17 protein-coding genes, 2 tRNA genes and 4 rRNA genes are annotated in these 23,130 nt (G+C 62.1%); 16 read left to right on the forward strand and 7 right to left on the reverse strand.

The annotated features are described in order from the left end of the window. Positions 1-547 precede the first annotated feature (547 nt). The 6 genes from SD196_RS09960 (at position 548) to rrf (SD196_RS09985) (ending at position 5,920) form a co-directional block, all read left to right on the forward strand. Positions 548-2,083, forward strand: a 16S ribosomal RNA gene (locus SD196_RS09960). Positions 2,084-2,147: 64 nt separating this feature from the next. Beyond that, positions 2,148-2,224 (forward strand) — tRNA-Ile (locus SD196_RS09965). Between the two features lie 27 nt (positions 2,225-2,251). After that, positions 2,252-2,327 (forward strand) — tRNA-Ala (locus SD196_RS09970). Positions 2,328-2,559: 232 nt separating this feature from the next. Next, positions 2,560-5,451 (forward strand): 23S ribosomal RNA (locus tag SD196_RS09975). Between the two features lie 131 nt (positions 5,452-5,582). Beyond that, a 5S ribosomal RNA gene (gene rrf / locus SD196_RS09980) occupies positions 5,583-5,698 on the forward strand. A 106-nt stretch (positions 5,699-5,804) separates the two neighbouring features. Continuing rightward, positions 5,805-5,920: ribosomal RNA gene (gene rrf, locus SD196_RS09985) — 5S ribosomal RNA — on the forward strand. Together the 16S, 23S and 5S rRNA genes with 2 tRNA genes alongside form the textbook arrangement of a ribosomal RNA operon. Before the next feature lie 201 nt (positions 5,921-6,121). On the opposite strand, the gene SD196_RS09990 is transcribed toward rrf (SD196_RS09985), so the two are convergent. The 6 genes from SD196_RS09990 to SD196_RS10015 all read right to left on the reverse strand — a co-directional run bounded on the left by SD196_RS09990 (position 6,122) and on the right by SD196_RS10015 (position 13,631). Then, positions 6,122-6,580, reverse strand: a complete 459-nt coding sequence (locus tag SD196_RS09990) for a GNAT family N-acetyltransferase (protein ID WP_370601227.1) — start codon at positions 6,578-6,580, stop codon at positions 6,122-6,124. Positions 6,581-6,716: 136 nt separating this feature from the next. Continuing rightward, positions 6,717-7,934, reverse strand: a complete 1,218-nt coding sequence (fabB, locus tag SD196_RS09995; protein ID WP_275607833.1) for a beta-ketoacyl-ACP synthase I — start codon at positions 7,932-7,934, stop codon at positions 6,717-6,719. A gap of 10 nt (positions 7,935-7,944) precedes the next feature. After that, complete coding sequence (gene fabA, locus SD196_RS10000; protein ID WP_207888227.1) at positions 7,945-8,460, reverse strand: 3-hydroxyacyl-[acyl-carrier-protein] dehydratase FabA; 516 nt, start codon at positions 8,458-8,460, stop codon at positions 7,945-7,947. Between the two features lie 230 nt (positions 8,461-8,690). Further along, positions 8,691-10,604, reverse strand: coding sequence for an ATP-binding protein (locus tag SD196_RS10005; protein WP_275607832.1), 1,914 nt, complete (start codon positions 10,602-10,604; stop codon positions 8,691-8,693). Further along, positions 10,601-11,500 (reverse strand): ABC transporter substrate-binding protein, encoded by a 900-nt coding sequence (locus SD196_RS10010; RefSeq protein WP_416311372.1) that lies wholly within the window; start codon positions 11,498-11,500, stop codon positions 10,601-10,603. Before SD196_RS10010 ends, SD196_RS10005 begins: the two co-directional genes overlap by 4 nt. A gap of 22 nt (positions 11,501-11,522) precedes the next feature. After that, positions 11,523-13,631: a TonB-dependent receptor plug domain-containing protein gene (locus SD196_RS10015; RefSeq protein WP_416311373.1), complete on the reverse strand. Its 2,109-nt coding sequence runs from the start codon at positions 13,629-13,631 to the stop codon at positions 11,523-11,525. A 151-nt stretch (positions 13,632-13,782) separates the two neighbouring features. Here SD196_RS10015 and SD196_RS10020 point away from each other — a divergent pair, with 151 nt between their 5' ends. From SD196_RS10020 to sixA, 3 genes are read left to right on the forward strand one after another with little or no spacing between them, the layout of a single operon-like run. Then, entirely contained in the window at positions 13,783-14,805 is a 1,023-nt protein-coding gene (locus tag SD196_RS10020) for an NAD(P)H-dependent glycerol-3-phosphate dehydrogenase (protein WP_416311374.1), read from the forward strand. 12 nt (positions 14,806-14,817) lie between these two features. Further along, positions 14,818-15,159, forward strand: a complete 342-nt coding sequence (locus SD196_RS10025; RefSeq protein ID WP_275607828.1) for a DUF4389 domain-containing protein — start codon at positions 14,818-14,820, stop codon at positions 15,157-15,159. Next, positions 15,156-15,620 (forward strand): phosphohistidine phosphatase SixA, encoded by a 465-nt coding sequence (gene sixA / locus SD196_RS10030; protein WP_275607827.1) that lies wholly within the window; start codon positions 15,156-15,158, stop codon positions 15,618-15,620. Before SD196_RS10025 ends, sixA begins: the two co-directional genes overlap by 4 nt. Positions 15,621-15,664: 44 nt before the next feature. On the opposite strand, the gene SD196_RS10035 is transcribed toward sixA, so the two are convergent. Further along, positions 15,665-16,159, reverse strand: coding sequence for an MgtC/SapB family protein (locus SD196_RS10035; RefSeq protein WP_416311375.1), 495 nt, complete (start codon positions 16,157-16,159; stop codon positions 15,665-15,667). A gap of 270 nt (positions 16,160-16,429) precedes the next feature. Here SD196_RS10035 and SD196_RS10040 point away from each other — a divergent pair, with 270 nt between their 5' ends. The 7 genes from SD196_RS10040 to SD196_RS10070 all read left to right on the forward strand — a co-directional run bounded on the left by SD196_RS10040 (position 16,430) and on the right by SD196_RS10070 (position 23,127). After that, entirely contained in the window at positions 16,430-18,097 is a 1,668-nt protein-coding gene (locus SD196_RS10040; protein WP_275607825.1) for an AMP-binding protein, read from the forward strand. Between the two features lie 15 nt (positions 18,098-18,112). Continuing rightward, positions 18,113-18,538, forward strand: coding sequence for a hotdog fold thioesterase (locus SD196_RS10045; RefSeq protein ID WP_275607824.1), 426 nt, complete (start codon positions 18,113-18,115; stop codon positions 18,536-18,538). A gap of 161 nt (positions 18,539-18,699) precedes the next feature. Next, positions 18,700-19,503 (forward strand): AraC family ligand binding domain-containing protein, encoded by an 804-nt coding sequence (locus tag SD196_RS10050; RefSeq protein ID WP_416311376.1) that lies wholly within the window; start codon positions 18,700-18,702, stop codon positions 19,501-19,503. Between the two features lie 42 nt (positions 19,504-19,545). Next, entirely contained in the window at positions 19,546-20,193 is a 648-nt protein-coding gene (locus SD196_RS10055) for a LysE family translocator (protein ID WP_416311377.1), read from the forward strand. 237 nt (positions 20,194-20,430) lie between these two features. Next, a complete protein-coding gene (locus tag SD196_RS10060; protein WP_275607821.1) occupies positions 20,431-21,243 on the forward strand; it encodes an alpha/beta fold hydrolase in 813 nt (270 codons plus the stop codon). After that, entirely contained in the window at positions 21,240-22,100 is an 861-nt protein-coding gene (locus tag SD196_RS10065; RefSeq protein WP_275607820.1) for an alpha/beta fold hydrolase, read from the forward strand. The genes SD196_RS10060 and SD196_RS10065 overlap by 4 nt, the downstream gene beginning before the upstream one ends. A 136-nt stretch (positions 22,101-22,236) precedes the next feature. Then, complete coding sequence (locus tag SD196_RS10070; protein ID WP_275607819.1) at positions 22,237-23,127, forward strand: DUF4892 domain-containing protein; 891 nt, start codon at positions 22,237-22,239, stop codon at positions 23,125-23,127. Positions 23,128-23,130: the final 3 nt, after the last annotated feature.

Here is a 23,130-nt window from a genome sequence, read left to right on the forward strand (position 1 = left end):
TCATCTTTCTGCAAAAAGTCGTTGACGGGTCTTTTTAAGTCCCTATAATGCGCACCACTCCCAGCGACGAAGCGCTGAAAGAGCTTGAAAATCAAGCACTTACAAAGATTCGAAGCTGAGAGTGGTGGTCCGGCAGGTGAATCACTTGCCACTGTTCATTCGCTGCTCCGGCAGTGAGTCGAAAAGAAGATCATCGAGGTGCTTGACAGTGAGTTTGATCACTGTAGAATGCGCCTCCCGCTGGTGAGAAGGTTTCCTTCTCCGAAGCGCAAGCGGTTGAGTAGAAAAGAAAATTTTCGAAAACAACGCTTGACAAGATGAGGTGCTGCTGTAGAATGCGCGCCTCGGTTGAGACGAAAGCCTTGACCAACTGCTCTTTAACAAGTCGAATCAAGCAATTCGTGTGGGTGCTTGTGATGTAAGACTGATGATCGACTGATTATCAGCAACGCAAGTAACACTCGTGAATTCGAGAGTTTTAGCTCTTTAAATAGAGCGTGCGATTGCTGAGCCAAGTTTAGGGTTTTCGCAAAACCCAAGCAGTATTGAACTGAAGAGTTTGATCATGGCTCAGATTGAACGCTGGCGGCAGGCCTAACACATGCAAGTCGAGCGGATGAGTGGAGCTTGCTCCATGATTCAGCGGCGGACGGGTGAGTAATGCCTAGGAATCTGCCTGGTAGTGGGGGACAACGTTTCGAAAGGAACGCTAATACCGCATACGTCCTACGGGAGAAAGCAGGGGACCTTCGGGCCTTGCGCTATCAGATGAGCCTAGGTCGGATTAGCTAGTTGGTGGGGTAAAGGCCTACCAAGGCGACGATCCGTAACTGGTCTGAGAGGATGATCAGTCACACTGGAACTGAGACACGGTCCAGACTCCTACGGGAGGCAGCAGTGGGGAATATTGGACAATGGGCGAAAGCCTGATCCAGCCATGCCGCGTGTGTGAAGAAGGTCTTCGGATTGTAAAGCACTTTAAGTTGGGAGGAAGGGCAGTAAGTTAATACCTTGCTGTTTTGACGTTACCAACAGAATAAGCACCGGCTAACTTCGTGCCAGCAGCCGCGGTAATACGAAGGGTGCAAGCGTTAATCGGAATTACTGGGCGTAAAGCGCGCGTAGGTGGTTTGGTAAGATGGATGTGAAATCCCCGGGCTCAACCTGGGAACTGCATCCATAACTGCCTGACTAGAGTACGGTAGAGGGTGGTGGAATTTCCTGTGTAGCGGTGAAATGCGTAGATATAGGAAGGAACACCAGTGGCGAAGGCGACCACCTGGACTGATACTGACACTGAGGTGCGAAAGCGTGGGGAGCAAACAGGATTAGATACCCTGGTAGTCCACGCCGTAAACGATGTCGACTAGCCGTTGGAATCCTTGAGATTTTAGTGGCGCAGCTAACGCGATAAGTCGACCGCCTGGGGAGTACGGCCGCAAGGTTAAAACTCAAATGAATTGACGGGGGCCCGCACAAGCGGTGGAGCATGTGGTTTAATTCGAAGCAACGCGAAGAACCTTACCTGGCCTTGACATGTCCGGAACCTTGCAGAGATGCGAGGGTGCCTTCGGGAATCGGAACACAGGTGCTGCATGGCTGTCGTCAGCTCGTGTCGTGAGATGTTGGGTTAAGTCCCGTAACGAGCGCAACCCTTGTCCTTAGTTACCAGCACCTCGGGTGGGCACTCTAAGGAGACTGCCGGTGACAAACCGGAGGAAGGTGGGGATGACGTCAAGTCATCATGGCCCTTACGGCCAGGGCTACACACGTGCTACAATGGTCGGTACAGAGGGTTGCCAAGCCGCGAGGTGGAGCTAATCCCACAAAACCGATCGTAGTCCGGATCGCAGTCTGCAACTCGACTGCGTGAAGTCGGAATCGCTAGTAATCGTGAATCAGAATGTCACGGTGAATACGTTCCCGGGCCTTGTACACACCGCCCGTCACACCATGGGAGTGGGTTGCTCCAGAAGTAGCTAGTCTAACCGCAAGGGGGACGGTTACCACGGAGTGATTCATGACTGGGGTGAAGTCGTAACAAGGTAGCCGTAGGGGAACCTGCGGCTGGATCACCTCCTTAATCGAAGATCGCAGCTTCTTCATAAGCTCCCACACGAATTGCTTGATTCACTGGTTAGACGATTGGGTCTGTAGCTCAGTTGGTTAGAGCGCACCCCTGATAAGGGTGAGGTCGGCAGTTCGAATCTGCCCAGACCCACCAATTGTTGTGGTGTGCTGCTGATCCGATGGGGCCATAGCTCAGCTGGGAGAGCGCCTGCTTTGCACGCAGGAGGTCAGGAGTTCGATCCTCCTTGGCTCCACCATCTCTAAATCGTCGAAAGCTCAGACAGGAATGTTCGGTGTAACGAACCTTGCTGTCTGGACTTTGTGCCAGAACTGTTCTTTAAAAATTTGGGTATGTGATAGAAGTAGACTGAATAATCTCTTTCACTGGTGATTATTCAAGTCAAGGTAAAATTTGCGAGTTCAAGCGCGAATTTTCGGCGAATGTCGTCTTCACGTTCGAGACAATAACCAGATTGCTTGGGGTTATATGGTCAAGTGAAGAAGCGCATACGGTGGATGCCTTGGCAGTCAGAGGCGATGAAAGACGTGGTAGCCTGCGATAAGCTTCGGGGAGTCGGCAAACAGACTTTGATCCGGAGATCTCTGAATGGGGGAACCCACCTAGGATAACCTAGGTATCTTGTACTGAATCCATAGGTGCAAGAGGCGAACCAGGGGAACTGAAACATCTAAGTACCCTGAGGAAAAGAAATCAACCGAGATTCCCTTAGTAGTGGCGAGCGAACGGGGACTAGCCCTTAAGCTTCTTTGAATCTAACAGAACGCTCTGGAAAGTGCGGCCATAGTGGGTGATAGCCCCGTATGTGAAAGGTTCTTTGAAGTGAAATCGAGTAGGACGGAGCACGAGAAACTTTGTCTGAATATGGGGGGACCATCCTCCAAGGCTAAATACTACTGACTGACCGATAGTGAACCAGTACCGTGAGGGAAAGGCGAAAAGAACCCCGGAGAGGGGAGTGAAATAGAACCTGAAACCGTATGCGTACAAGCAGTGGGAGCCTACTTTGTTAGGTGACTGCGTACCTTTTGTATAATGGGTCAGCGACTTATATTCAGTGGCGAGCTTAACCGTATAGGGAAGGCGTAGCGAAAGCGAGTCTTAATAGGGCGATTTAGTCGCTGGGTATAGACCCGAAACCGGGCGATCTATCCATGAGCAGGTTGAAGGTTAGGTAACACTGACTGGAGGACCGAACCCACTCCCGTTGAAAAGGTAGGGGATGACTTGTGGATCGGAGTGAAAGGCTAATCAAGCTCGGAGATAGCTGGTTCTCCTCGAAAGCTATTTAGGTAGCGCCTCACGTATCACTCCAGGGGGTAGAGCACTGTTTCGGCTAGGGGGTCATCCCGACTTACCAAACCGATGCAAACTCCGAATACCTGGAAGTGTCAGCGTGGGAGACACACGGCGGGTGCTAACGTCCGTCGTGAAAAGGGAAACAACCCAGACCGTCAGCTAAGGTCCCAAAGTTGTGGTTAAGTGGTAAACGATGTGGGAAGGCTTAGACAGCTAGGAGGTTGGCTTAGAAGCAGCCACCCTTTAAAGAAAGCGTAATAGCTCACTAGTCGAGTCGGCCTGCGCGGAAGATGTAACGGGGCTCAAACCACACACCGAAGCTACGGGTGCATCGCAAGATGCGCGGTAGAGGAGCGTTCTGTAAGCCTGTGAAGGTGAGTTGAGAAGCTTGCTGGAGGTATCAGAAGTGCGAATGCTGACATGAGTAACGACAATGGGTGTGAAAAACATCCACGCCGAAAGACCAAGGGTTCCTGCGCAACGTTAATCGACGCAGGGTTAGTCGGTCCCTAAGGCGAGGCTGAAGAGCGTAGTCGATGGGAAACAGGTTAATATTCCTGTACTTCTAGTTACTGCGATGGAGGGACGGAGAAGGCTAGGCCAGCTTGGCGTTGGTTGTCCAAGTTTAAGGTGGTAGGCCGAACACTTAGGCAAATCCGGGTGTTCAAGGCCGAGAGCTGATGACGAGTCGTCTTTTAGATGATGAAGTGGTTGATGCCATGCTTCCAGGAAAAGCTTCTAAGCTTCAGGTAACTAGGAACCGTACCCCAAACCGACACAGGTGGTCGGGTAGAGAATACCAAGGCGCTTGAGAGAACTCGGGTGAAGGAACTAGGCAAAATGGCACCGTAACTTCGGGAGAAGGTGCGCCGATGAGGGTGAAGCATTTACTGCGTAAGCCCATGTCGGTCGAAGATACCAGGCCGCTGCGACTGTTTATTAAAAACACAGCACTCTGCAAACACGAAAGTGGACGTATAGGGTGTGACGCCTGCCCGGTGCCGGAAGGTTAATTGATGGGGTTAGCGAAAGCGAAGCTCTTGATCGAAGCCCCGGTAAACGGCGGCCGTAACTATAACGGTCCTAAGGTAGCGAAATTCCTTGTCGGGTAAGTTCCGACCTGCACGAATGGCGTAACGATGGCGGCGCTGTCTCCACCCGAGACTCAGTGAAATTGAAATCGCTGTGAAGATGCAGTGTATCCGCGGCTAGACGGAAAGACCCCGTGAACCTTTACTGTAGCTTTGCACTGGACTTTGAGCCTGCTTGTGTAGGATAGGTGGGAGGCTTTGAAGCGTGGACGCCAGTCTGCGTGGAGCCAACCTTGAAATACCACCCTGGCATGCTTGAGGTTCTAACTCTGGTCCGTCATCCGGATCGAGGACAGTGTATGGTGGGCAGTTTGACTGGGGCGGTCTCCTCCTAAAGAGTAACGGAGGAGTACGAAGGTGCGCTCAGACCGGTCGGAAATCGGTCGCAGAGTATAAAGGCAAAAGCGCGCTTGACTGCGAGACAGACACGTCGAGCAGGTACGAAAGTAGGTCTTAGTGATCCGGTGGTTCTGTATGGAAGGGCCATCGCTCAACGGATAAAAGGTACTCCGGGGATAACAGGCTGATACCGCCCAAGAGTTCATATCGACGGCGGTGTTTGGCACCTCGATGTCGGCTCATCACATCCTGGGGCTGAAGCCGGTCCCAAGGGTATGGCTGTTCGCCATTTAAAGTGGTACGCGAGCTGGGTTTAGAACGTCGTGAGACAGTTCGGTCCCTATCTGCCGTGGACGTTTGAGATTTGAGAGGGGCTGCTCCTAGTACGAGAGGACCGGAGTGGACGAACCTCTGGTGTTCCGGTTGTCACGCCAGTGGCATTGCCGGGTAGCTATGTTCGGAATAGATAACCGCTGAAAGCATCTAAGCGGGAAACTAGCCTCAAGATGAGATCTCACTGGGAACTTGATTCCCCTGAAGGGCCGTCGAAGACTACGACGTTGATAGGTCGGGTGTGTAAGCGCTGTGAGGCGTTGAGCTAACCGATACTAATTGCCCGTGAGGCTTGACCATATAACACCCAAACAATTTGTGTGTTCGATGGTGAAGTCGACGAACCGAAAGTTCGTGTGAACCGCAAATGACTGTCACATACCCGAATCTGGATGAGCGTGTGCGAATGCCACGAGCGTCCTAAAGAATTGCTTGACGACCATAGAGCGTTGGAACCACCTGATCCCATCCCGAACTCAGCAGTGAAACGACGCATCGCCGATGGTAGTGTGGGGTTTCCCCATGTGAGAGTAGGTCATCGTCAAGCTCCTATCCCAAAGCCCCTGGTTAGCGAAAGCTGGCCGGGGGCTTTGCTTATTAGTGTAAGCAACCCGATTTCGGATGAGCGCCACGGCGAGCATCCCGCCGAATTGCTTGACGACCATAGAGCATTGGAACCACCTGATCCCATCCCGAACTCAGCAGTGAAACGATGCATCGCCGATGGTAGTGTGGGGTTTCCCCATGTGAGAGTAGGTCATCGTCAAGCTTCTAATTCCAAAGCCCCTGATCAGCGAGAGCTGGTCGGGGGCTTTGTTTTTTGGGGAGCAAAAAAGCTGCTGCACGGGCATTGGTGGTAACCGGAGATCCTGGCGTGCGCCGTGTGCAAGGCTTTCGCGGACAAGGTCCGCTCCTACGAGAGCTGTAAGCGGTCATGGCGGAGCGACGCGGTTCGCGAGCAAGCTCGCTCCTACAAGAGCATGAGTGACTTGGTCATGATGATCGTGCGTTCTTCTCCGTAGAGCTGTTCGCGTACGACGCTGTAGCCCAGGCGGGCGTAGAAGGATTGGGCGGTGAGGGAGGAGGGGATCAGCAAGGCCTCCACGCCACGCTCCAGTGCGGTTTCTTCGATTTGGGCCATCAGGGCCTGGCCGATGCCTTTGTTCTGCTGTCGCGGCGCTATGAAGAGGCTGCGCACGACGTTGCCGTCCAGGGCGCCTGTGCCGACGATCTCGTCGCCCAGCAGCGCGACGAAGACCAGACGCTGCTCCAGCAGCTCGATCAAACGTTCGGGCGAGAAGTTCGCCGCTACTGACTCGATGACATTCGCCGGGTAGTCCTGGTCATTGCTCTCCCTGACAGTCGTCACAATCACCTGGCTGATGGCTGCAGCATCTTCGCTGCGGGCCTTTCGAATCATCAGCGCCATCTGCATGCTCTCTGTTATCCAGCTTTCCCAATCCTGACCTGATTGGGGATGCGAGGCAAAGCTGAAGGGCAGGTGGCCAGGAACTGCAGGCAACAAAAAAGGCGCCCTGGGGCGCCTTTCTTGCCTGGATCACTGATCAGCCATTGTGGCGTTTCAGGACCAGGGTGGCGTTGGTGCCGCCGAAGCCGAAGCTGTTGCTCATGACGGTGTCGAGCTTCGCGTTCTCGCGAGTCTCGCGCAGGATCGGCATGTCGGCGACTTCCGGGTCCAGCTCGTCGATGTTGGCCGAGCCGGCGATGAAGTTGCCTTCCATCATCAGCAGGCAGTAGATGGCCTCGTGAACGCCGGCGGCGCCCAGGGAGTGGCCGGACAGGCTCTTGGTGGAGCTGATGGCCGGGGCGTTGGTGCCGAACACTTCGCGGATACCACGGATTTCAGCAACGTCGCCGACCGGGGTGGAGGTGCCGTGAGTGTTCAGGTAGTCGATCGGGGTGTTCACGGTCGACAGGGCCTGCTGCATGCAGCGGATGGCGCCTTCGCCGCTCGGGGCGACCATGTCGTAACCATCGGAGGTCGCGCCGTAGCCGACGATTTCGGCGTAGATCTTGGCGCCACGCTTCAGGGCGTGTTCCAGCTCTTCGACAACGACCATGCCGCCGCCGCCGGCGATGACGAAACCGTCACGCTTGGCGTCGTAGGCGCGGGAGGCCTTTTCCGGGGTCTCGTTGTACTGGGTGGAGAGGGCGCCCATGGCGTCGAACAGGCAGCTCTGGCTCCAGTGCTCTTCTTCACCGCCACCGGCGAAGACGACGTCCTGCTTGCCCATCTGGATCTGTTCCATGGCCTGGCCGATGCAATGCGCGCTGGTGGCGCAGGCCGAGGAGATGGAGTAGTTCACGCCCTTGATCTGGAAGGGAGTGGCCAGGCAGGCGGAAACGGTGCTGCCCATGGTGCGGGTGACGCGGTATGGGCCGATGCGCTTGACGCCCTTCTCGCGCAGGGTGTCGATGGCTTCCATCTGGTTCAGGGTGGAAGCGCCACCGGAACCGGCGATCAGGCCGGTGCGCGGGTTGGAGATCTGCTCGGGGCTGAGGCCGGAGTCCTTGATCGCCTGTTCCATCGCGAGGTACGCGTAGGCAGCGGCGTCGCCCATGAAGCGGAAGACCTTGCGGTCGATCAGCTCTTCCAGGTTCAGGTTGACCGAACCGGAAACGTGGCTGCGCAGGCCCATCTCGGCGTAGCTGGGGTTGTGGCGGATGCCAGCACGGCCTGCACGCAGGTTGGCGGAGACGGTGTCTTTGTCATTGCCCAGGCAGGAAACGATGCCCAGACCGGTGATCACGACGCGACGCATGCGGATACCCTTAGAAGCTGTCAGTGGAAGTGAACAGGCCGACGCGGAGGCCTTCGGCGCTGTAGATTTCGCGGCCATCGACGCTGACGCTGCCGTCGGCGATAGCCAGAACGAGCGATCGATTGATCGTACGCTTGATGTGGATGTTGTAGGTGACTTTCTTGGCGGTCGGCAGGACCTGGCCGAAGAACTTCACTTCGCCCGAACCCAGGGCACGGCCACGGCCGGGGTTGCCCTGCCAGCCGAGGTAGAAGCCGACCAGCTGCCACATGGCGTCGAGGCCCAGGCAGCCCGGCATCACCGGATCGCCTTCGAAGTGGCAGGCGAAGAACCACAGGTCGGGGTTGATATCCAGCTCGGCGACCAGTTCGCCCTTGCCATACTTGCCGCCGGTTTCGCTGATGTGGGTGATGCGGTCGATCATCAGCATGTTGGGGGCGGGCAGTTGCGCATTACCCGGGCCGAAGAGCTCGCCGCGGCTGCAACGCAGCAGGTCTTCTCGGGTGAAGGCGTGTTGTTTGGTCATGCGAGCTCCTCAAAAATCTTGGATGGCAGGCGGTGTTGGCTTCTGCCTGCGGCGCCGCGTTCCGTTGTTATTGTCACGGTACTCACGCGGCAGCCTAGTCATAGACTATTGCCTTTAAGTGAAAGTCACAGCGTCCGGCGAACGCTTGTTCACTTTTCGTCGGCGCCGGTTTTTTGTCAGGGGCAGATGCCCGTGGTCGGTCCGCAGTTTGGTGCATGCCAGCGCGCGGATCAACGGCCTGGAGCAACCCAACGCTGCAGAATCCGCTGCAGTTCGGCCCGCTTGAACGGCTTGGCCAGGTAGTCGTTCATCCCTGCCTCCAGGCAGGTTTCCCGGTCGCCCTGCAGGGCGTTGGCGGTCAGCGCGATGATTGGCACCTGTTCGCCGCCGGGTCTTGAGCGGATCTGCCGGGTGGCCTCGTAGCCGTTGAGCACCGGCAGCCGGCAATCCATGAGGATGACCGCGAACTCGCCGCGCTCGGAGGTACGGACCGCCTGGACGCCGTCACCCACCAGCGTGACGCGATACCCCAGGCTGCGCAACATAGCTTCTATGACCGTTTGATTCACCGGGTTGTCCTCGACGAGCAGAACGGACTGACCAGCGGCAAGCAAATCGGTACCCGCTTCGTCTTCCTCCGAGGCGGCTTGGCGCTCGCGGAAGGGCAGGGGGATTTCCAGGGTGAAGGTCGAGCCGCAGCCTTCCTCGCTGCTGGCTCGGAGGGTGCCGCCCATGCGCTCGGCCAGCGTCCGGGCGATGGTCAGGCCCAGGCCGGTGCCGCCGTAGCGGCGCGAGGTGGAGGAGTCGGCCTGTTGGAAGGCATCGAACATGTGTTCCAGGCGCTCGCGGGAGATACCGATGCCGCTGTCCTGTACCGAGCAGCTGAGCCACAGGACTTCATCGTCCAGCGCCTGCCAGGTGGCTTCCAGGCGCACGCCGCCTTCTTCGGTGAACTTCAGGGCATTGCCCAGCAGGTTCACGAGAATCTGTCGGATCCGGGTCGGATCGCCCTGTACTTCGAGCGCATTCAGGCCGTCCTGCACCGCCAGGTCCAGCGTCAGGCCGCGCTGGTGCGCGCTGTGCTGGAAGACCTGCACGGAGCTCTGGATCAGCTCCAGCAGGTTGAACGGGATGCGCTCCAGCTCCAGCGCGCCGCGCTCGATGCGGGAGAAATCGAGGATGTCGTTGATCACCTTGAGCAGGTGCTCGGTGGATTCGGTCGCCAGCGCGCTGTACTCCGCCTGCTCCTGGTTCAGCTCGGTGGTTTCCAACAGCTGGAGCATGCCCAGTACGCCATTCATCGGCGTCCGCAGTTCGTGGCTCATCATTGCCAGGAAGTCGGACTTCGCGCGGTTTGCCTCTTCGGCCTCTTCGCGGGCGGCCACCAGTTGGGCGATGCTGCGTTCCTGCTCCAGGGCTGCCTGCTGCAGGCCGCGGGCCAGGTTGTTGATGTGCCGGGCGAGGTCGCCGACTTCGCCGTCATCGGGTACCGGCAGGGTGGTGTGGTAGTCGCCGCTCTGGATCGCCTGGACTGCGCGGCCCATGGTGCTGATCGGCGCGGCCAGTCGTTGCGCCAGGCGCCGGGCGAGAAGATAGGTCAGTACCAGCGCGAAGAGCGCCAGCAGGCTGGCCTTGAAGAGAATTTCCTGTTGGCGTTCGCTGAAGGCGTCGCTGGCCATGCCGACGACTACCCGGCCCAGGTAGTCGTTGCTGGAGACAGAGGTTGCGGCGTTATCGAGGGCAACCCCCAGGTTACCGTCGTTGAGCTGGATGTTCTCGCGCTGGATCGCGGCGTGGAAGATTTCCACCTTGGTGCTTGCCTGGGCTGGATCGGCGGGGTGTTCGACGTAGACCAGGATGTTGTCGCTGCGGTCGCGTACTTCGATGAAGCGCACGTGGGCGGTGCCCAGGGTGGCTCGCAGCAGGCTTTGCAGCACCGGAAGGTTGCCGGAGATGACGCCGTACTCGGCGGCCGGCGCCAGCTGGTTGGCGATCAACTGGCCGGTGTGGTTGGACTCCTGCCGCAGGTCCTGCAGGCGCGAGTAGGTGAAATAGCCGGTGAGCAGCAGTGTCAGCAATAACGCCGGACCGAGGCTGATGGCCAGCATGCGCGTCTGGATATTCCAGCTCTTGCGGGCGCTCATGGGGATTCTCCTTCGGCAAGACGATGCGCGAGCGAGGCGTCGTCCGGCAGATCGATGCCCAGCGAACGCGCCACCTGGCGGTTGCTTTGCACCTTGAAGCGTTCAGGGTAGAGGCTCTGCGGCCATTGCGACGGCGGTTGGTCGAGCAGCGGATCGAGAGCGTCCAGCCAATCGCTCTGGTCGCTGTAAGTGCTGGCCAGGCTGCCGGCCCTGACGAACGCCACGGTGGGGCCGATCAGGGCGTGATTCTCGGCGTAGGCGCTGAGCAGGATGCCTTTGACGGTACGCGGGTTGTAAAGCAGTTTGTCGTCCAGCCCGAGCAGCAGGTCACTGCTGTCGAGCAATTCACGCAGTGGGCGGGGATCGTCGCTGCGGTCCTGCTCTTGGGGGACCAGCTCGACGCCGAGCCGCTGGGCGTGTTCCGACAACTCGCTCAGCAGGAATTGGCTAGCGGGGCTGAAGAGTACGCCGATGCGTTGTGGCTTGGGGCGCAGTTGCAGAGCCAATTGCAGCTGCCGGGCGGGCGGTGGATCGCTCCAGAGCAGGCTGATGCCTTCGGGATGGCGACCGTCGAGTAGCTGCTGCGCTTCCACACGGCTGACCAGCAGCGTCAGCGCCGGCGGGCCTTGGTCGCTGGCCAGGCGCCAGTTCAGCGCAGCGGTCCCCAGCAGCAACAAATGGGTTTCAGGGGAGAGCGCCGAGGCAGGAGGCAGTTGCGCGGGCGATTCCAGGCGGATCTGGTCTTCCGGACGGCGTTCGGCGAGCGCCTGGCTGAATGCCTGCACGGCCGCGCCCTGTTCACTGCTGACCAGCAGCAGCTCGCGTGCCTGTGCTGGTAGCGCCAGCAGGCAGATCAGGCTGAGCAGCAAGGACCTGACCTGATGTCCGAGGCTCATCCCTGAGCGGCGGGCCACCATGCTAGAAATCCACCTCGGCGCTGAAATACAACAGATGACGGTCGTCGTAGCGGTTTTCCGGCCAGGTCAGCGGTTCGTCGTCCAGGCGCTGCTGCAGCACGCCCGCCAGTTCCAATGCGGCGGTGCCCAGGGGAATGCGCTTGGCTACGCGCAGGTCCACGCGTTCGAAGCGGTGTTCGTTCAGCGCGTCATCGCCGTAATAGAACACCGCGCTCGACCAGCCTCGTCCCCAGTCGCGCATCCAGCCCGCCGAGCCGCTGTTGCGGGCGGTAAGGCGCTGGTCATAGCGGCTGCTGGCGTCATAGTCGACATAGGCGTAGGTGAAGCGCAGGCGATCCCGGAGGCTGACGCGCCAGTCCAGTTGGGTCTCGGCGCCGCTGAAGCGGATTTCGTTGTCGTTGGTGGGCTCGAAGTCGGTCAGCTTCAGCGGATCGCTGATCAGGTCGTGGATCTCGTCGTGGTACGCCTTCACGTCCAGCGCCAGGCCGATCTCGTCGAACTGCCCGTTGTAGCCGACTTCCCGCGAGCGCATGCGCTCCTGATCCAGGTCCCCGGGCCCATGGGCGCGGGCGAAATAGTAGCCTGTGCTCTGGCCATAGGGGGCCGGGGTGAGGCGGCGCGCGCGATAGCTCCAGTTCACGTCGTTCTCGTACATATCCGGCGAGCGTACGGCTTCGGAGTACACCGCTCGCAGGCTGTGTCGTGGCGTGATCAGGTAGTTCAGGGCGATACGCGGGCTGACGGAGCTGCCGGAAGTCTGGTCGTCTTCCAGCATGGCGCCGCCCTGCAGCAGCCAGTGGGGCGTCAGGTGCCATTCCAGCTGGCTGAACAGCCGCCAGATTTCGTTGTTCACCGTGCCGTTGAAGTAGGTCTCGGAGGTCGCTTGATCGTGGCGGTAGCTCATGCCGGTGAGCAGCCGCACGCCGTCGGTCAGGCTCAGCGTGTCCTGCATTTCCAGGTCGTAGCGGGTCTCCCGGATGTTCTGGTTCACCCAGCCGCAGGCCGGTGCACCGGCTCCGCCGACGATCTGCTGCAGCACCTGGTTCGCCAGGGCCTGCTCCTGGGCGGTGCCCTTGGGGATACGCGGCAACGCATCGCCCAGCCTGTTCACATATCTCGGGTTGAGTGCCCAGAGTTGCGCCAACTGCGGGCTGAACACGATCTGTGCCTCGCAGGCGCGGAAGTCCTGAAGGCGCTCCCAGTGCTCGGCATAACCCTGGACGTAGAAGCTGTGCTGCGGATTGGCGTCGAAGGTCCAGCGCAAGGAGCCTGCGTAGTCACGGGCGGTCAGGTCGGAGTCGCTGTCGCCGGCGGGGATGCCGTCGAACACCGGGCGGTAGTTGTAGGGGCGCTGGTTGCTGCCTTCCTTCGCGGCGATCTGCCAATCCAGGCTGTTGCGCAGGTCGAGGCTGTGGTTGGCCACCAGGTTGAAACGGGACAGGCGGCGGCCGTCGCGGTAGTCGCGGCCGAACTGGTCGTGGTCGAAGCCATCGTCCGCCTGGCCGGAGAGCGACAGGCGATAGTCGCTGGACTCGCCCCGCAGCCCCTGGCTGGCGTACCAGTCGCGGATGCCGTTCTGCCCGGCGGTGTACTTCAGGCGTGTGCCTTGGCTGTCGGCGGGGTGGCGGGTGAGGATGTTGATCACGCCCATCAGCGCGTTGGCGCCGTAGCTCACGGCGTTCGGCCCACGGAAGACCTCGATGCGGTCGATGTCCTCGATGGCCACCGGAATGTCGCTCCAGTCCACCGTGGCCAGGCCCGGGCGGTACACCGAGCGGCCATCCACCAGTACCTGCAGGCGGCGCGCCTCGGTGACGTTGGTGCCGTGGTAGTTGACCGTGGCCTGGTTGCCGGACAGGTAGCCGACCATCATGCCCGGCACCAGGCGCATCAGCTCGGGGATGTCGCGGGCGCCGGAGGCGCGGATCAGGTCGCGGTCGAGTACCGTCATGCTGCCCGGCACCTCGGCGGGCGACTGCTTCAGCCGGCTGGCGGTGAGTACGTCCGGCACCTCCACGCGATCGACGAAGAGATCGCCGGCTACTGCCTGGCCCGCCAGTAGCGCGGCAAGCAGAGAGAGCGGCAGGGGAGCGCGGGGGGAAATCTGCACGGAACGGCCTTGTTCTCGATTTCTTCTTCAATAGACGGATGTTAAACGAGGCGCCGTTGTTTGCCAGTCCTGCGATCCGGACTGGCCGCAAGGCGACGGGGCCTTATAATGCCTCAATCGCCGCCCCGAGGCGGCCCGTGATGGAAAAGACATGACTGAGCAGCAACCGATCGCCGTTCTCGGCGGTGGCAGTTTCGGTACCGCGTTCGCCAATCTGCTGGCGGAGAACGGCCAGCGCGTTCGCCAGTGGATGCGCGACGAGGAACAGGCCGAAGCGATCCGCACCCTGCGGGAGAACCCCCGTTATCTGAAGGGCGTGAAGATTCACGCGGGTGTCGAGCCGACCACCGACCTGCCGGCGACTCTGGCCGCGTGCGAAATGATCTTCGTCGCCGTGCCGTCCAGCGCGCTGCGCAAGGTGCTGGAAGGGCGCAGCGAGGAGCTGGCGGGCAAGATGCTGGTCAGCCTGACCAAGGGCATCGAGGCGCAGACCTTCAAGCTGATGAGCCAGATCCTCGAGGAGATCGCGCCGAAATCCCGCATCGCGGTGATCTCCGGCCCGAACCTGGCGCGCGAGATCGCCGAGCATGAACTGACCGCCACCGTGGTCGCCAGCGAGGACGAGGAGGTCTGCGAGCGCGTGCAGGAAGCGCTGCACGGCCGCACTTTCCGTGTCTACGCCAGTAGCGACCGCTTCGGCGTCGAACTGGGCGGCGCGCTGAAGAACGTCTACGCCATCATCGCCGGCATGGCCGCCGCGCTGGGCATGGGCGAGAACACCAAGGGCATGCTGATCACCCGTGCCCTGGCGGAGATGACCCGCTTCGCCGTCAAGCTGGGCGCCAACCCCATGACCTTCCTCGGCCTGGCCGGGGTGGGCGACCTGATCGTCACCTGTTCGTCACCCAAGAGCCGTAACTATCAGGTGGGCTTCGCCCTGGGCGAAGGCCTCAGCCTGGACGACGCCGTGGCGCGCATGGGCGAGACTGCCGAGGGCGTGAACACGCTGCGGGTACTCAAGGCCAAGGCCGACGAGCTGCAGGTCTACATGCCGCTGGTGGCGGGCCTGAACGCCATCCTGTTCGGCGGCCGCACCCTGGCGCAGGTCATCGAGGCGCTGATGAATGGCGAACCGAAGACCGACGTCGACTTCATTCCCACCACCGGTTTCTGAGAGAGGCAACCCATGTCCGCTGAACGTATGGAAAAAGAGTCCCTCGTCCTGCGAGTCGTCTGGATGCTGGTGTTCGCCCTGGTCTGGTTCGTCGCTGAGATCATTCTCGGCGTCGTGGTCGTGGTCCAGCTGATCTATCGGATCATCTACGGCGCCCCGAGCGGCAGCCTGATGGCCTTTGGCGACAGCCTGAGTCAGTACTTCGCGCAGATCGGCCGCTTCGGCACCTTCCAGACCGAGGAAAAGCCCTGGCCGTTCGCCGACTGGCCGGCCGCCCGCGGGCCCGAGGGCGAGCAGCCGCACAGCGTGCCGCCAGCCGAGCATCCGGCGCGCGACGAAGAGCCGAAGCTGTGAAGCTCTGGCTGTTGCGCCACGGTGAGGCCGAACCGCAAGCCCGCCGCGACTCGGAACGACGCCTGACCGCCCACGGCCGCAAGGAAGTGCTCAAGAGTGCAGCCCAGCTCGCCGGCCAGCCGATCGACGGCATCCTCGCCAGCCCCTATGTGCGGGCCCAGGAAACTGCCGAGCTGATTCGCGAGGCGCTGGGCTTCGATGGCTCCGTCGGGACCGCGCCCTGGCTGACCCCGGACGACGACCCCAAGGACGTCCTGCGTTTCCTGGACGGCCGCACCGAGCGCAATCTGCTGCTGGTCAGCCACCAGCCGCTGATTGGTTCCCTGGCCGGTCTGCTGGTCCACGGCAGCCGCAACGACGCGGTGCCCTTCAGCACCGCCTCGCTGGCGGAACTTGAGGGCGAGTGCCCGGTGGCGGGGTTGATGGAACTGGTTTCGCTGCACCATCCACGGCACAACTGAACGCACTGACTGCTCCGTGAACAAGGCCCCGAAAGGGGCCTTGTTCATTTCTGCGGATCATCGTCGTCGGTCAGGGTGGGTGGCGGTTTGCGGAAGCGGGCGTCGATATGGTGTTCCAGCCAGCTGCCGAGGCTGAGGATCAGCAGCGTCAGGATCACGCCGAACGCGGCGGTGATGGCGTGGCCGCTGCCACAGGCGATGCCGATCATGGAGGACACCCAGATGGTGGCGGCGGTGGTCAGGCCTTCTACGCGGTAGCGGTGTTCGTGGTGGACGATGACACCGGCGCCGATGAAACCGATACCGGTCAGCACGCCCTGGACCACCCGGCTGGCGGCATCGGGACTGGTCGGGTGCAGCTGCAGGATGACGCCCACCGCCAGCGCGGCGGCCAGAGAGGTCAGGGCGTGGGTGCGCAGGCCGGCGGGGCGGTTGTGCAGTTCGCGGTTGAGGCCGACCAGGCCGCCGCAGATGGTGGCGATCAGCAGGTTCAGCAACAGGTCGAGCTGGCCTGGGTGAATCTGGAAAGCTTCCGGCATGGCGGATATCCGTCGGGGTGTTCCCGAAAGGGTAGTGCGCCTTCGCTCGCCAGGTACTGTCGCCGAGCAAATCGTCGCCGGATGTTTCGCCACAAACCACCGTGATAGAGCGACTGCGCGCAGTCTGAAGGGTGCCCCCTACAAAAGTTCACACGATCAGCCTTGTCTGACGTGTCCGTGCATGGAATATTCGACCAAGCAAGTGCTTGGTTGATCTATCGCTATACCCCTGAGCTACACCTCTGAAAAAGAACAAGAAAGGAGGGGCACGTGGTTAAAGCAGTCCGATTACCGCTTGATCTGTTCTATCAGCGCGAGGCCAGTCACCCGAACAAGCCTTATCTCGTCCAGCCGCTGGGCAGCGGCGAGGTGGAAACCCTCACCTGGGGCGAAGTGGGCGATCAGGCGCGCCGCGCCGCCGCCTGGTTGCGCAGTCTGCAGCTACCCGCAGGGAGCCGGGTGGCGATCATTTCCAAGAACTGCGCGCACTGGGTCGTCGCCGATATCGCCATCTGGATGGCCGGCCACGTGTCCGTGCCGCTGTATCCCAACCTTACCGCCGACTCCGTGCGCCAGGTGATGACCCATTCCGAGGCGGCGGTGGCCTTCGTCGGCAAGCTGGACGACTGGCCGTCGATGGTCGATGGCATTCCGCCGAGCGTGCCGACCGTGGCACTGCCGCTGCATCCGCCAGGGCGCTTCGACCATCAGTGGGCCGACCTTCTGAAGCAGCCGCCGCTGCGCGACGATTCGCGTCCGGACGCCGCCACCCTGGCGACCCTCATCTACACCTCCGGCACCACGGGCACGCCCAAGGGTGTGATGCACACCTTCGGCAACTTTGCCTTCGCCGCCAGCCACGCCATCGAGCTGTTCGGCGTGGGGGAGCAGGACCGCCTGCTGTCTTACCTGCCGCTGTGCCACGTGGCCGAGCGCATGTTCGTGGAAATGGCGTCGATCTACGCCGGCCAGACGATCTTCTTCGCCGAGAGCCTGGACACCTTCGTCGCCGACATGCGCCGTGCGCGGCCCACGGTGTTCTTCGGCGTACCGCGTATCTGGACCAAGTTCCAGATGGGCGTTTATGCGCAGATGCCGGCGCAGAAGCTGGACCGCCTGCTGCGCCTGCCCATCGTCGGTCGTCTGGTCGGCCGCAAGGTGCTCGCCGGCCTTGGCCTGGATGCCGTGCGCTACGCCCTGTGCGGTGCCGCGCCGGTGCCTGAAGCCCTGCTCGACTGGTACAAGCGCCTTGGCCTGAACGTGCTGGAGGTCTATGGCATGACCGAGAACTGCGGTTATTCCCACGTCTGCCGCCCCGGCGAGCAGAAGAAGGGCTGGATCGGCCGTAACAGCCCCGGCGTGGAAGTCCGCATCAGCGATGAGGGCGAGGTGCAGGTGCGCAGCGGCGCGACCATGCTCGGCTACTACAAGGACCCGGAACGCACTGACGAGGCGATCACCCGGGACGGCTTCCTGCGCACCGGTGACAAGGGCGAACAGGACGCTGAGGGCAACCTGCGCCTGACCGGGCGGATCAAGGAAATCTTCAAGACCGCCAAGGGCAAGTACGTGGCGCCGGCGCCCATCGAGAATCGTCTGGCGGTGCACTCGCGCATCGAGCAGATCTGCGTGGTCGGTGATGGCCTGATCGCGCCCCTGGGGCTCTGCGTGCTGTCGGAGATCGGCCGGCAGGAGGCGGCCAATGGCGCCCGTGGCGAGCTGGAGCAGAGCCTGAAGGCGCTGTTGGATGAGGTGAACGACGCCTTGGACAAGCACGAGCGGTTGGCCGGGCTGGTGCTGGTCAAGGATGTCTGGACGGTGGACAACGGCTTCCTCACGCCAACCCTGAAGATCAAGCGCAATGTGGTGGAAGGCACCTACGGCCAGCGCTTCAATGAATGGGCGGAGCGCCGCGAGGCGGTGCAGTGGCATGACTGAACAGGGGGGACAGCAATGATCTGGCGTAACACGCCCAATCTGGAAAAGCTCAATGCGAACCTGAAGAACACCATCGGTGAAGTGCTCGACATCCGTTTCGAGGCCTTCGACGACGACTCGATCACCGCCAGCATGGTGGTGGATTCGCGCACCCATCAGCCCTACGGCCTGCTGCATGGCGGCGCTTCGGTGGTGCTGGCGGAGACCGTCGGCTCCACTGCCAGCTACCAGTGCCTGGATACCAGCCAGTACTACTGCGTTGGCCTGGAGGTGAACGCCAACCATCTGCGCGGCCTGCGCAGCGGGCGGGTGACGGCGGTGGCGAAGGCGGTGCACATCGGTCGCTCGACCCATGTCTGGGAAATCCGCCTGCATGGGGATGACGGCAAGCCGAGCTGCATTTCGCGATTGACCATGGCCATCGTGCCGCTGGAGCGCTGAGTGGTTTGCTTTTTGTAGGAGCGAGCTTGCTCGCGAACAATGCCGGGCACCAAGGCATCAGGCGGTTCGCGAGCAAGCTCGCTCCTACAGGTCCGGCGCCGCTTGGCACCCCTCGCAATTTTGTCCAAGACCCAGGGTTCCCGCGTCGGTAAAGTGGGCCCATGGAACGCATCGAACATCACAGCAGCGGCTTGCCCGGCGTCCGCTTCATCGACGCCGAGTACCGCCGTTTTGCCTTTCCCCGGCATTTTCATCTCGACTATCACGTCGGGCTGATGCTGGACGGTTGCCAGCGCTACACCCATCGCGGTGAGCGCTCGCTGGCCGGGAACGGCGACATCCTGTTGATGACTCCCGAGAGCATTCATGACGGCGCCAGCGAGGGTGACGACGGCTATCGCATCCGCGTGCTCTCCATCGACCCGCAATGGCTGGATGACGCCTGCCGCGCCTTCAGCGATGGCCGCCAGGGCGCGCCGCGCCTGACCGCCGCGCAGCTGCGTGATCCGTCGTTGCAGGCCGAACTGCAGCGCGCCCACTCCCTGATGCTGGGCGGCGAGCGCCTGGCGCAGGAAGGACAGCTCTGGCAGGCGCTCGCCGCGCTGCTGGAGCGTGCTTCCAGTTTGCGCATCCGCGAGCCGGGGCAGGGCTTCGATGGCCTGACCTGGGCGCGCATTCGCGAATGGCTGGAGTCGCGTCTGGAGACGCCGCCGACGCTGGAGGAGATTGCCGGGTTCTGCGACCTCAGCCCCTGGCAGGTGCTGCGTCGCTTCCGCCACCAGTGCGGATTGCCGCCGCACCAGTGGCTGACCCAACTGCGCCTTGAGCGCGCCTTGCCACGGGTGATCAAGGGCCAGCCGTTATCGGAAATCGCCTTGGACCTGGGCTTCTACGACCAGGCCCACTTCAGCCGCTTGTTCCGCCGCACCTACGGATTGCCGCCCGCGCGACTACGCCAGCGCTGATCGATTCCACTCCCGCTTCCTTTCCCACTGGAGAATCCCGCCATGCAGGAGGTTCACGTCTTGCTCATGCTCACCGCCGTGTTCGCCGTCGCCCTCGTCAGCCCCGGGCCGGACGTCGCGCTGGTGGTACGCACCGCCCTTCACCGGGGCCGCCGCGCCGGCGTGCTCAGCGCGTTGGGGCTGGCCTGCGGCATCCTGGTTCACGGCACGCTGGTGTTGACCGGCGTGTCGCTGCTGCTCAGCCGTTCGCCGCTGCTGTTCAGTGCGCTGCAACTGGTGGGCGCGGCCTATCTCGGTTGGTTGGGGATCGGCGCGCTGCGCGCCTTGCGCCAACCCGGCGGGGCAGGTCGGATCGATGGCGAACTGGCGGATTCGAAACTCGGGCCCTGGCTGCGCGGGCTGGCTACCAACCTGTTCAATCCCAAGGCGCTGGTGTTCTTCCTGGCGTTGCTCAGCAGTCTGATCCCGGCGGATATGTCGGCAGCGGGCAAGGTTGCGGTGGCGGTGATGCTGTTCGGCACCGGTTTCGCCTGGTTCAGCCTGCTCAGTGTGCTCCTCACCCAGCCGCTGTGGCAGCAGCGACTGCTGCGCGCCGTGCCGGTGATCGATGGCGCCTGCGCGCTGGTGTTCCTGTTGGTGGCGGGAGGGATTCTGTTCAGCGTGGTCAATCACGCGGTGCAGTGGGTTTGAGGTGGAACGGCGGATAACGTGTTCCGCGTTATGCGCCCTGCGAAAAGCTCCATGTAGGGCGGATAACCGTTGACAGTTATCCGCCGAAGTCGTGCTGCACGAGGCGCAGAGCAGGGCAAATCCGCCGGAGCGCCATGGACTTTGGCCGTAGTGCCGTCATTCGCGGCAGCGCGGGTCATTGCCGCGCTTTCTGTGCTGTCGGAAAATTCAGACTGTTATTCGCCAGAGTTCGCCGGCATGTCGCAATCGGTCTTCTTCGCCCACGCCAACGGGTTTCCATCGGGCACCTACAGCAAGCTGTTCGACGCCCTGGAGCCGGACTACCGGGTTCATCGGCTGGACATGCACGGCCACGACCCGCGCTTCCCGGTGAACGCCAACTGGGAAAACCTGGTGGAGGAGTTGCTGCATCACCTGGACACCCTGGACGAGCCGGTCTGGGGCGTTGGCCACTCCCTGGGCGGCGTGCTGCATTACCATGCCGCGCTGCGCCGTCCGGAGCTGTACCGGGGCGTGGTGATGCTCGATTCGCCGTTGCTGACCGTCGCCGATCAACTGGTGATCCGCGTCGCCAAGCGTTTCGGCTTCATCGACCGACTGACACCCGCCGGGCGCACCCTGGGCCGGCGCGAGGACTTCAACGATTTCGCCGAGGCCCTGGAGTATTTCGCCGGCAAGCCACTGTTCAAGCGCTTCGACCGCGACTGCCTGGAAGCCTACGTGCGCCACGGGTTGGCGCAGTCGGCGGCGCAAGGGCTGCGGCTGAAGTTCGACCCGGCCACCGAGATCAGTATTTACCGCAACGTCCCGCACACCAGCCCCGGCCGGCCGAAGCAACTGGCCGTGCCGCTGACCCTGGTGCGCGGCCGCCACAGCCGCGTGGTGCTTCCGCATCATGCACGGTTGGTGAGCCACATTCCGCAGGGGGAGAGCCTGTCGCTGCCGGGCGGGCACATGTTCCCGCTGGAGCGCCCACAGGACACCGCCGCATTGCTCAAGACCGTATTCGCCCGCTGGCAACAGCGCGAAAATCATAAGGAATCGCCATGACCGCCCACGTCCAGGAAATCCGCCTGAACCTGCCGCACATCGAACTGGCTGCGCACCTGTTCGGCCCGGAAGACGGCCGCCCGGTGATCGCGCTGCACGGCTGGCTGGACAACGCCATGAGCTTCGCCCGCCTGGCGCCGAAACTGCCCGGCCTGCGCATCCTCGCCCTGGACTTTGCCGGCCATGGCCTCTCGGCGCACCGCGCGCCGGGCGCCAGCTACCTGTTGTGGGACTACGCCTTGGACGTGCTGATGGTGGCCGACCAGATGGGCTGGGAGCGCTTCACCCTGCTCGGGCACTCCATGGGCGCCATCGTCTCGGTGCTGTTGGCCGGCGCCATGCCCGAGCGCATCGAGCGTCTGGCGCTGATCGACGGCCTGGTGCCCTATACCGGCGAGGCGGAGACCTCGCCGCAGAAGCTGGGCGAGGCGCTGCGCGCGCAGATCGCACTGTCGAACAAGCGCAAGCCGGTGTACGAGGCGATCGACCGCGCCGTGGAGGCGCGCATGAAGGGCGTTGGCGCGGTCAGCCGCGAGGCGGCGGAGCTGCTGGCTTCCCGTGGCTTGATGCCGGTGCCCGGCGGCTACACCTGGCGCAGCGATGCGCGTCTGACCCTGCCATCACCGCTGCGCCTGACGCGCGCCCATGCGCGGCAGTTCGTCCAGGCCATCCAGTGCCCGACCAGCCTGGTGCTGGCGCAACAGGGGTTGCTGATGGCGGAGCCGGCGACCCACGAGCTGCTCAAGGATCGCCCCATCGAGGTCCACGCACTGCCCGGTCAGCACCACCTGCACCTGGATGACGAGGCCGGCGCCGAAGCAGTGGCGGCTCTGTTCCGGCCCTTCCTGCTGGGGTAAGCGTCTGTTCTAGGTCTCCGCCGAGCGTAGGGCAGGCATTGAGCAGATGCTAAGGGAAACACCCCGTAGTGCCCTTTGGCTTGACTAAACCGGGGCCTGCCGCGAGTCTGCACGGATCGCTTCAGGGAGATTGTGCATGCTCGACATCCAAACCGCCGCGCGCCCGTGCTGCAAAGGGACTTTCCAGGCCGACGCGCAGAGCACCCGGATGCCACGGCTGTTGTACTCCCTGTTGTTTGGCGGTCTGCTCGCCGCCAGCACTGGCGGTTTCGCCGCCGACCTGCCTGACAGCCATGACCTTGAAATCCTGCCGCGCTTCCCGCGCTCGGAAATCGTCGATTTCAACCAGGCGGCCAGCCAGGAGCGGACCTACCCACAGGGTTCGATCAGCCGCATCAGCGGACGCCTGCGCATGGAAGGGGAGGTGCGCGCCATCGGCAGCCTGACCTCCGTGACCTATCGCCTGCCCGACGAGGACTCCAGCCAGAGCGCTTTCGCCGCCGCGCGCAAGGACCTGCTCAAGGCCGATGCCACGCCGCTGTTCTGGTGCGAAAGCCGTGACTGCGGCTCCAGCAACCTGCTGGCCAACGCGGTGTTCGGCAACTCCAAGCTCTACGGCCCGGACGATCAGCAGGCCTACCTGCTGGTGCGCCTCGCGGCGCCCCACGAGAACAGCCTGCTGGCCGTCTACACCATCACCCGCGGCAACCGCCGCGCCTACCTGCACGCCGAACAGCTGGACAGCGGCGTCGCCCTCGGCGAACTGCTGCCCAGCCCGTCCACCTTGATGCGTCTGCTCAAGGCCAACGGCGAGCTGACCCTGAGCCATGTCCCCGAGCAACCCGGCGGCGCCTGGCTCGACCTGCTGGTGCGCACCCTGCGCCTGGACACCGGCGTGCGCGTCGAGCTGGCCGGCAAGCACGCCGGCGACTGGCGCACCGCGCTGACCGCCCAGGGCGTGCTCGACGCGCGCCTGGAGCAGGGTAAGGATGACAGCGACGGCCTGCACCTGACCTGGCTGCGCTGATTC

Origin of the sequence: Pseudomonas macauensis (assembly GCF_047902425.1) — a bacterium.
Lineage (GTDB): Bacteria > Pseudomonadota > Gammaproteobacteria > Pseudomonadales > Pseudomonadaceae > Pseudomonas.

Bases quoted from the DNA above. Each gene is read 5' to 3' on its own strand.
- SD196_RS10045 (WP_275607824.1), top strand. From the start codon at position 18,113: ATGATCTGGCGTAACACGCCCAATCTGGAAAAGCTCAATGCGAACCTG.
- SD196_RS10070 (WP_275607819.1), top strand. From the start codon at position 22,237: ATGCTCGACATCCAAACCGCCGCGCGCCCGTGCTGCAAAGGGACTTTC.
- SD196_RS10050 (WP_416311376.1), top strand. From the start codon at position 18,700: ATGGAACGCATCGAACATCACAGCAGCGGCTTGCCCGGCGTCCGCTTC.
- SD196_RS10005 (WP_275607832.1), bottom strand. From the start codon at position 10,604: ATGAGCGCCCGCAAGAGCTGGAATATCCAGACGCGCATGCTGGCCATC.
- SD196_RS10020 (WP_416311374.1), top strand. From the start codon at position 13,783: ATGACTGAGCAGCAACCGATCGCCGTTCTCGGCGGTGGCAGTTTCGGT.
- fabB (WP_275607833.1), bottom strand. From the start codon at position 7,934: ATGCGTCGCGTCGTGATCACCGGTCTGGGCATCGTTTCCTGCCTGGGC.
- SD196_RS10035 (WP_416311375.1), bottom strand. From the start codon at position 16,159: ATGCCGGAAGCTTTCCAGATTCACCCAGGCCAGCTCGACCTGTTGCTG.
- SD196_RS10065 (WP_275607820.1), top strand. From the start codon at position 21,240: ATGACCGCCCACGTCCAGGAAATCCGCCTGAACCTGCCGCACATCGAA.
- SD196_RS10010 (WP_416311372.1), bottom strand. From the start codon at position 11,500: ATGAGCCTCGGACATCAGGTCAGGTCCTTGCTGCTCAGCCTGATCTGC.
- fabA (WP_207888227.1), bottom strand. From the start codon at position 8,460: ATGACCAAACAACACGCCTTCACCCGAGAAGACCTGCTGCGTTGCAGC.
- SD196_RS10060 (WP_275607821.1), top strand. From the start codon at position 20,431: ATGTCGCAATCGGTCTTCTTCGCCCACGCCAACGGGTTTCCATCGGGC.
- SD196_RS10025 (WP_275607828.1), top strand. From the start codon at position 14,818: ATGTCCGCTGAACGTATGGAAAAAGAGTCCCTCGTCCTGCGAGTCGTC.
- SD196_RS10055 (WP_416311377.1), top strand. From the start codon at position 19,546: ATGCAGGAGGTTCACGTCTTGCTCATGCTCACCGCCGTGTTCGCCGTC.
- SD196_RS09990 (WP_370601227.1), bottom strand. From the start codon at position 6,580: ATGGCGCTGATGATTCGAAAGGCCCGCAGCGAAGATGCTGCAGCCATC.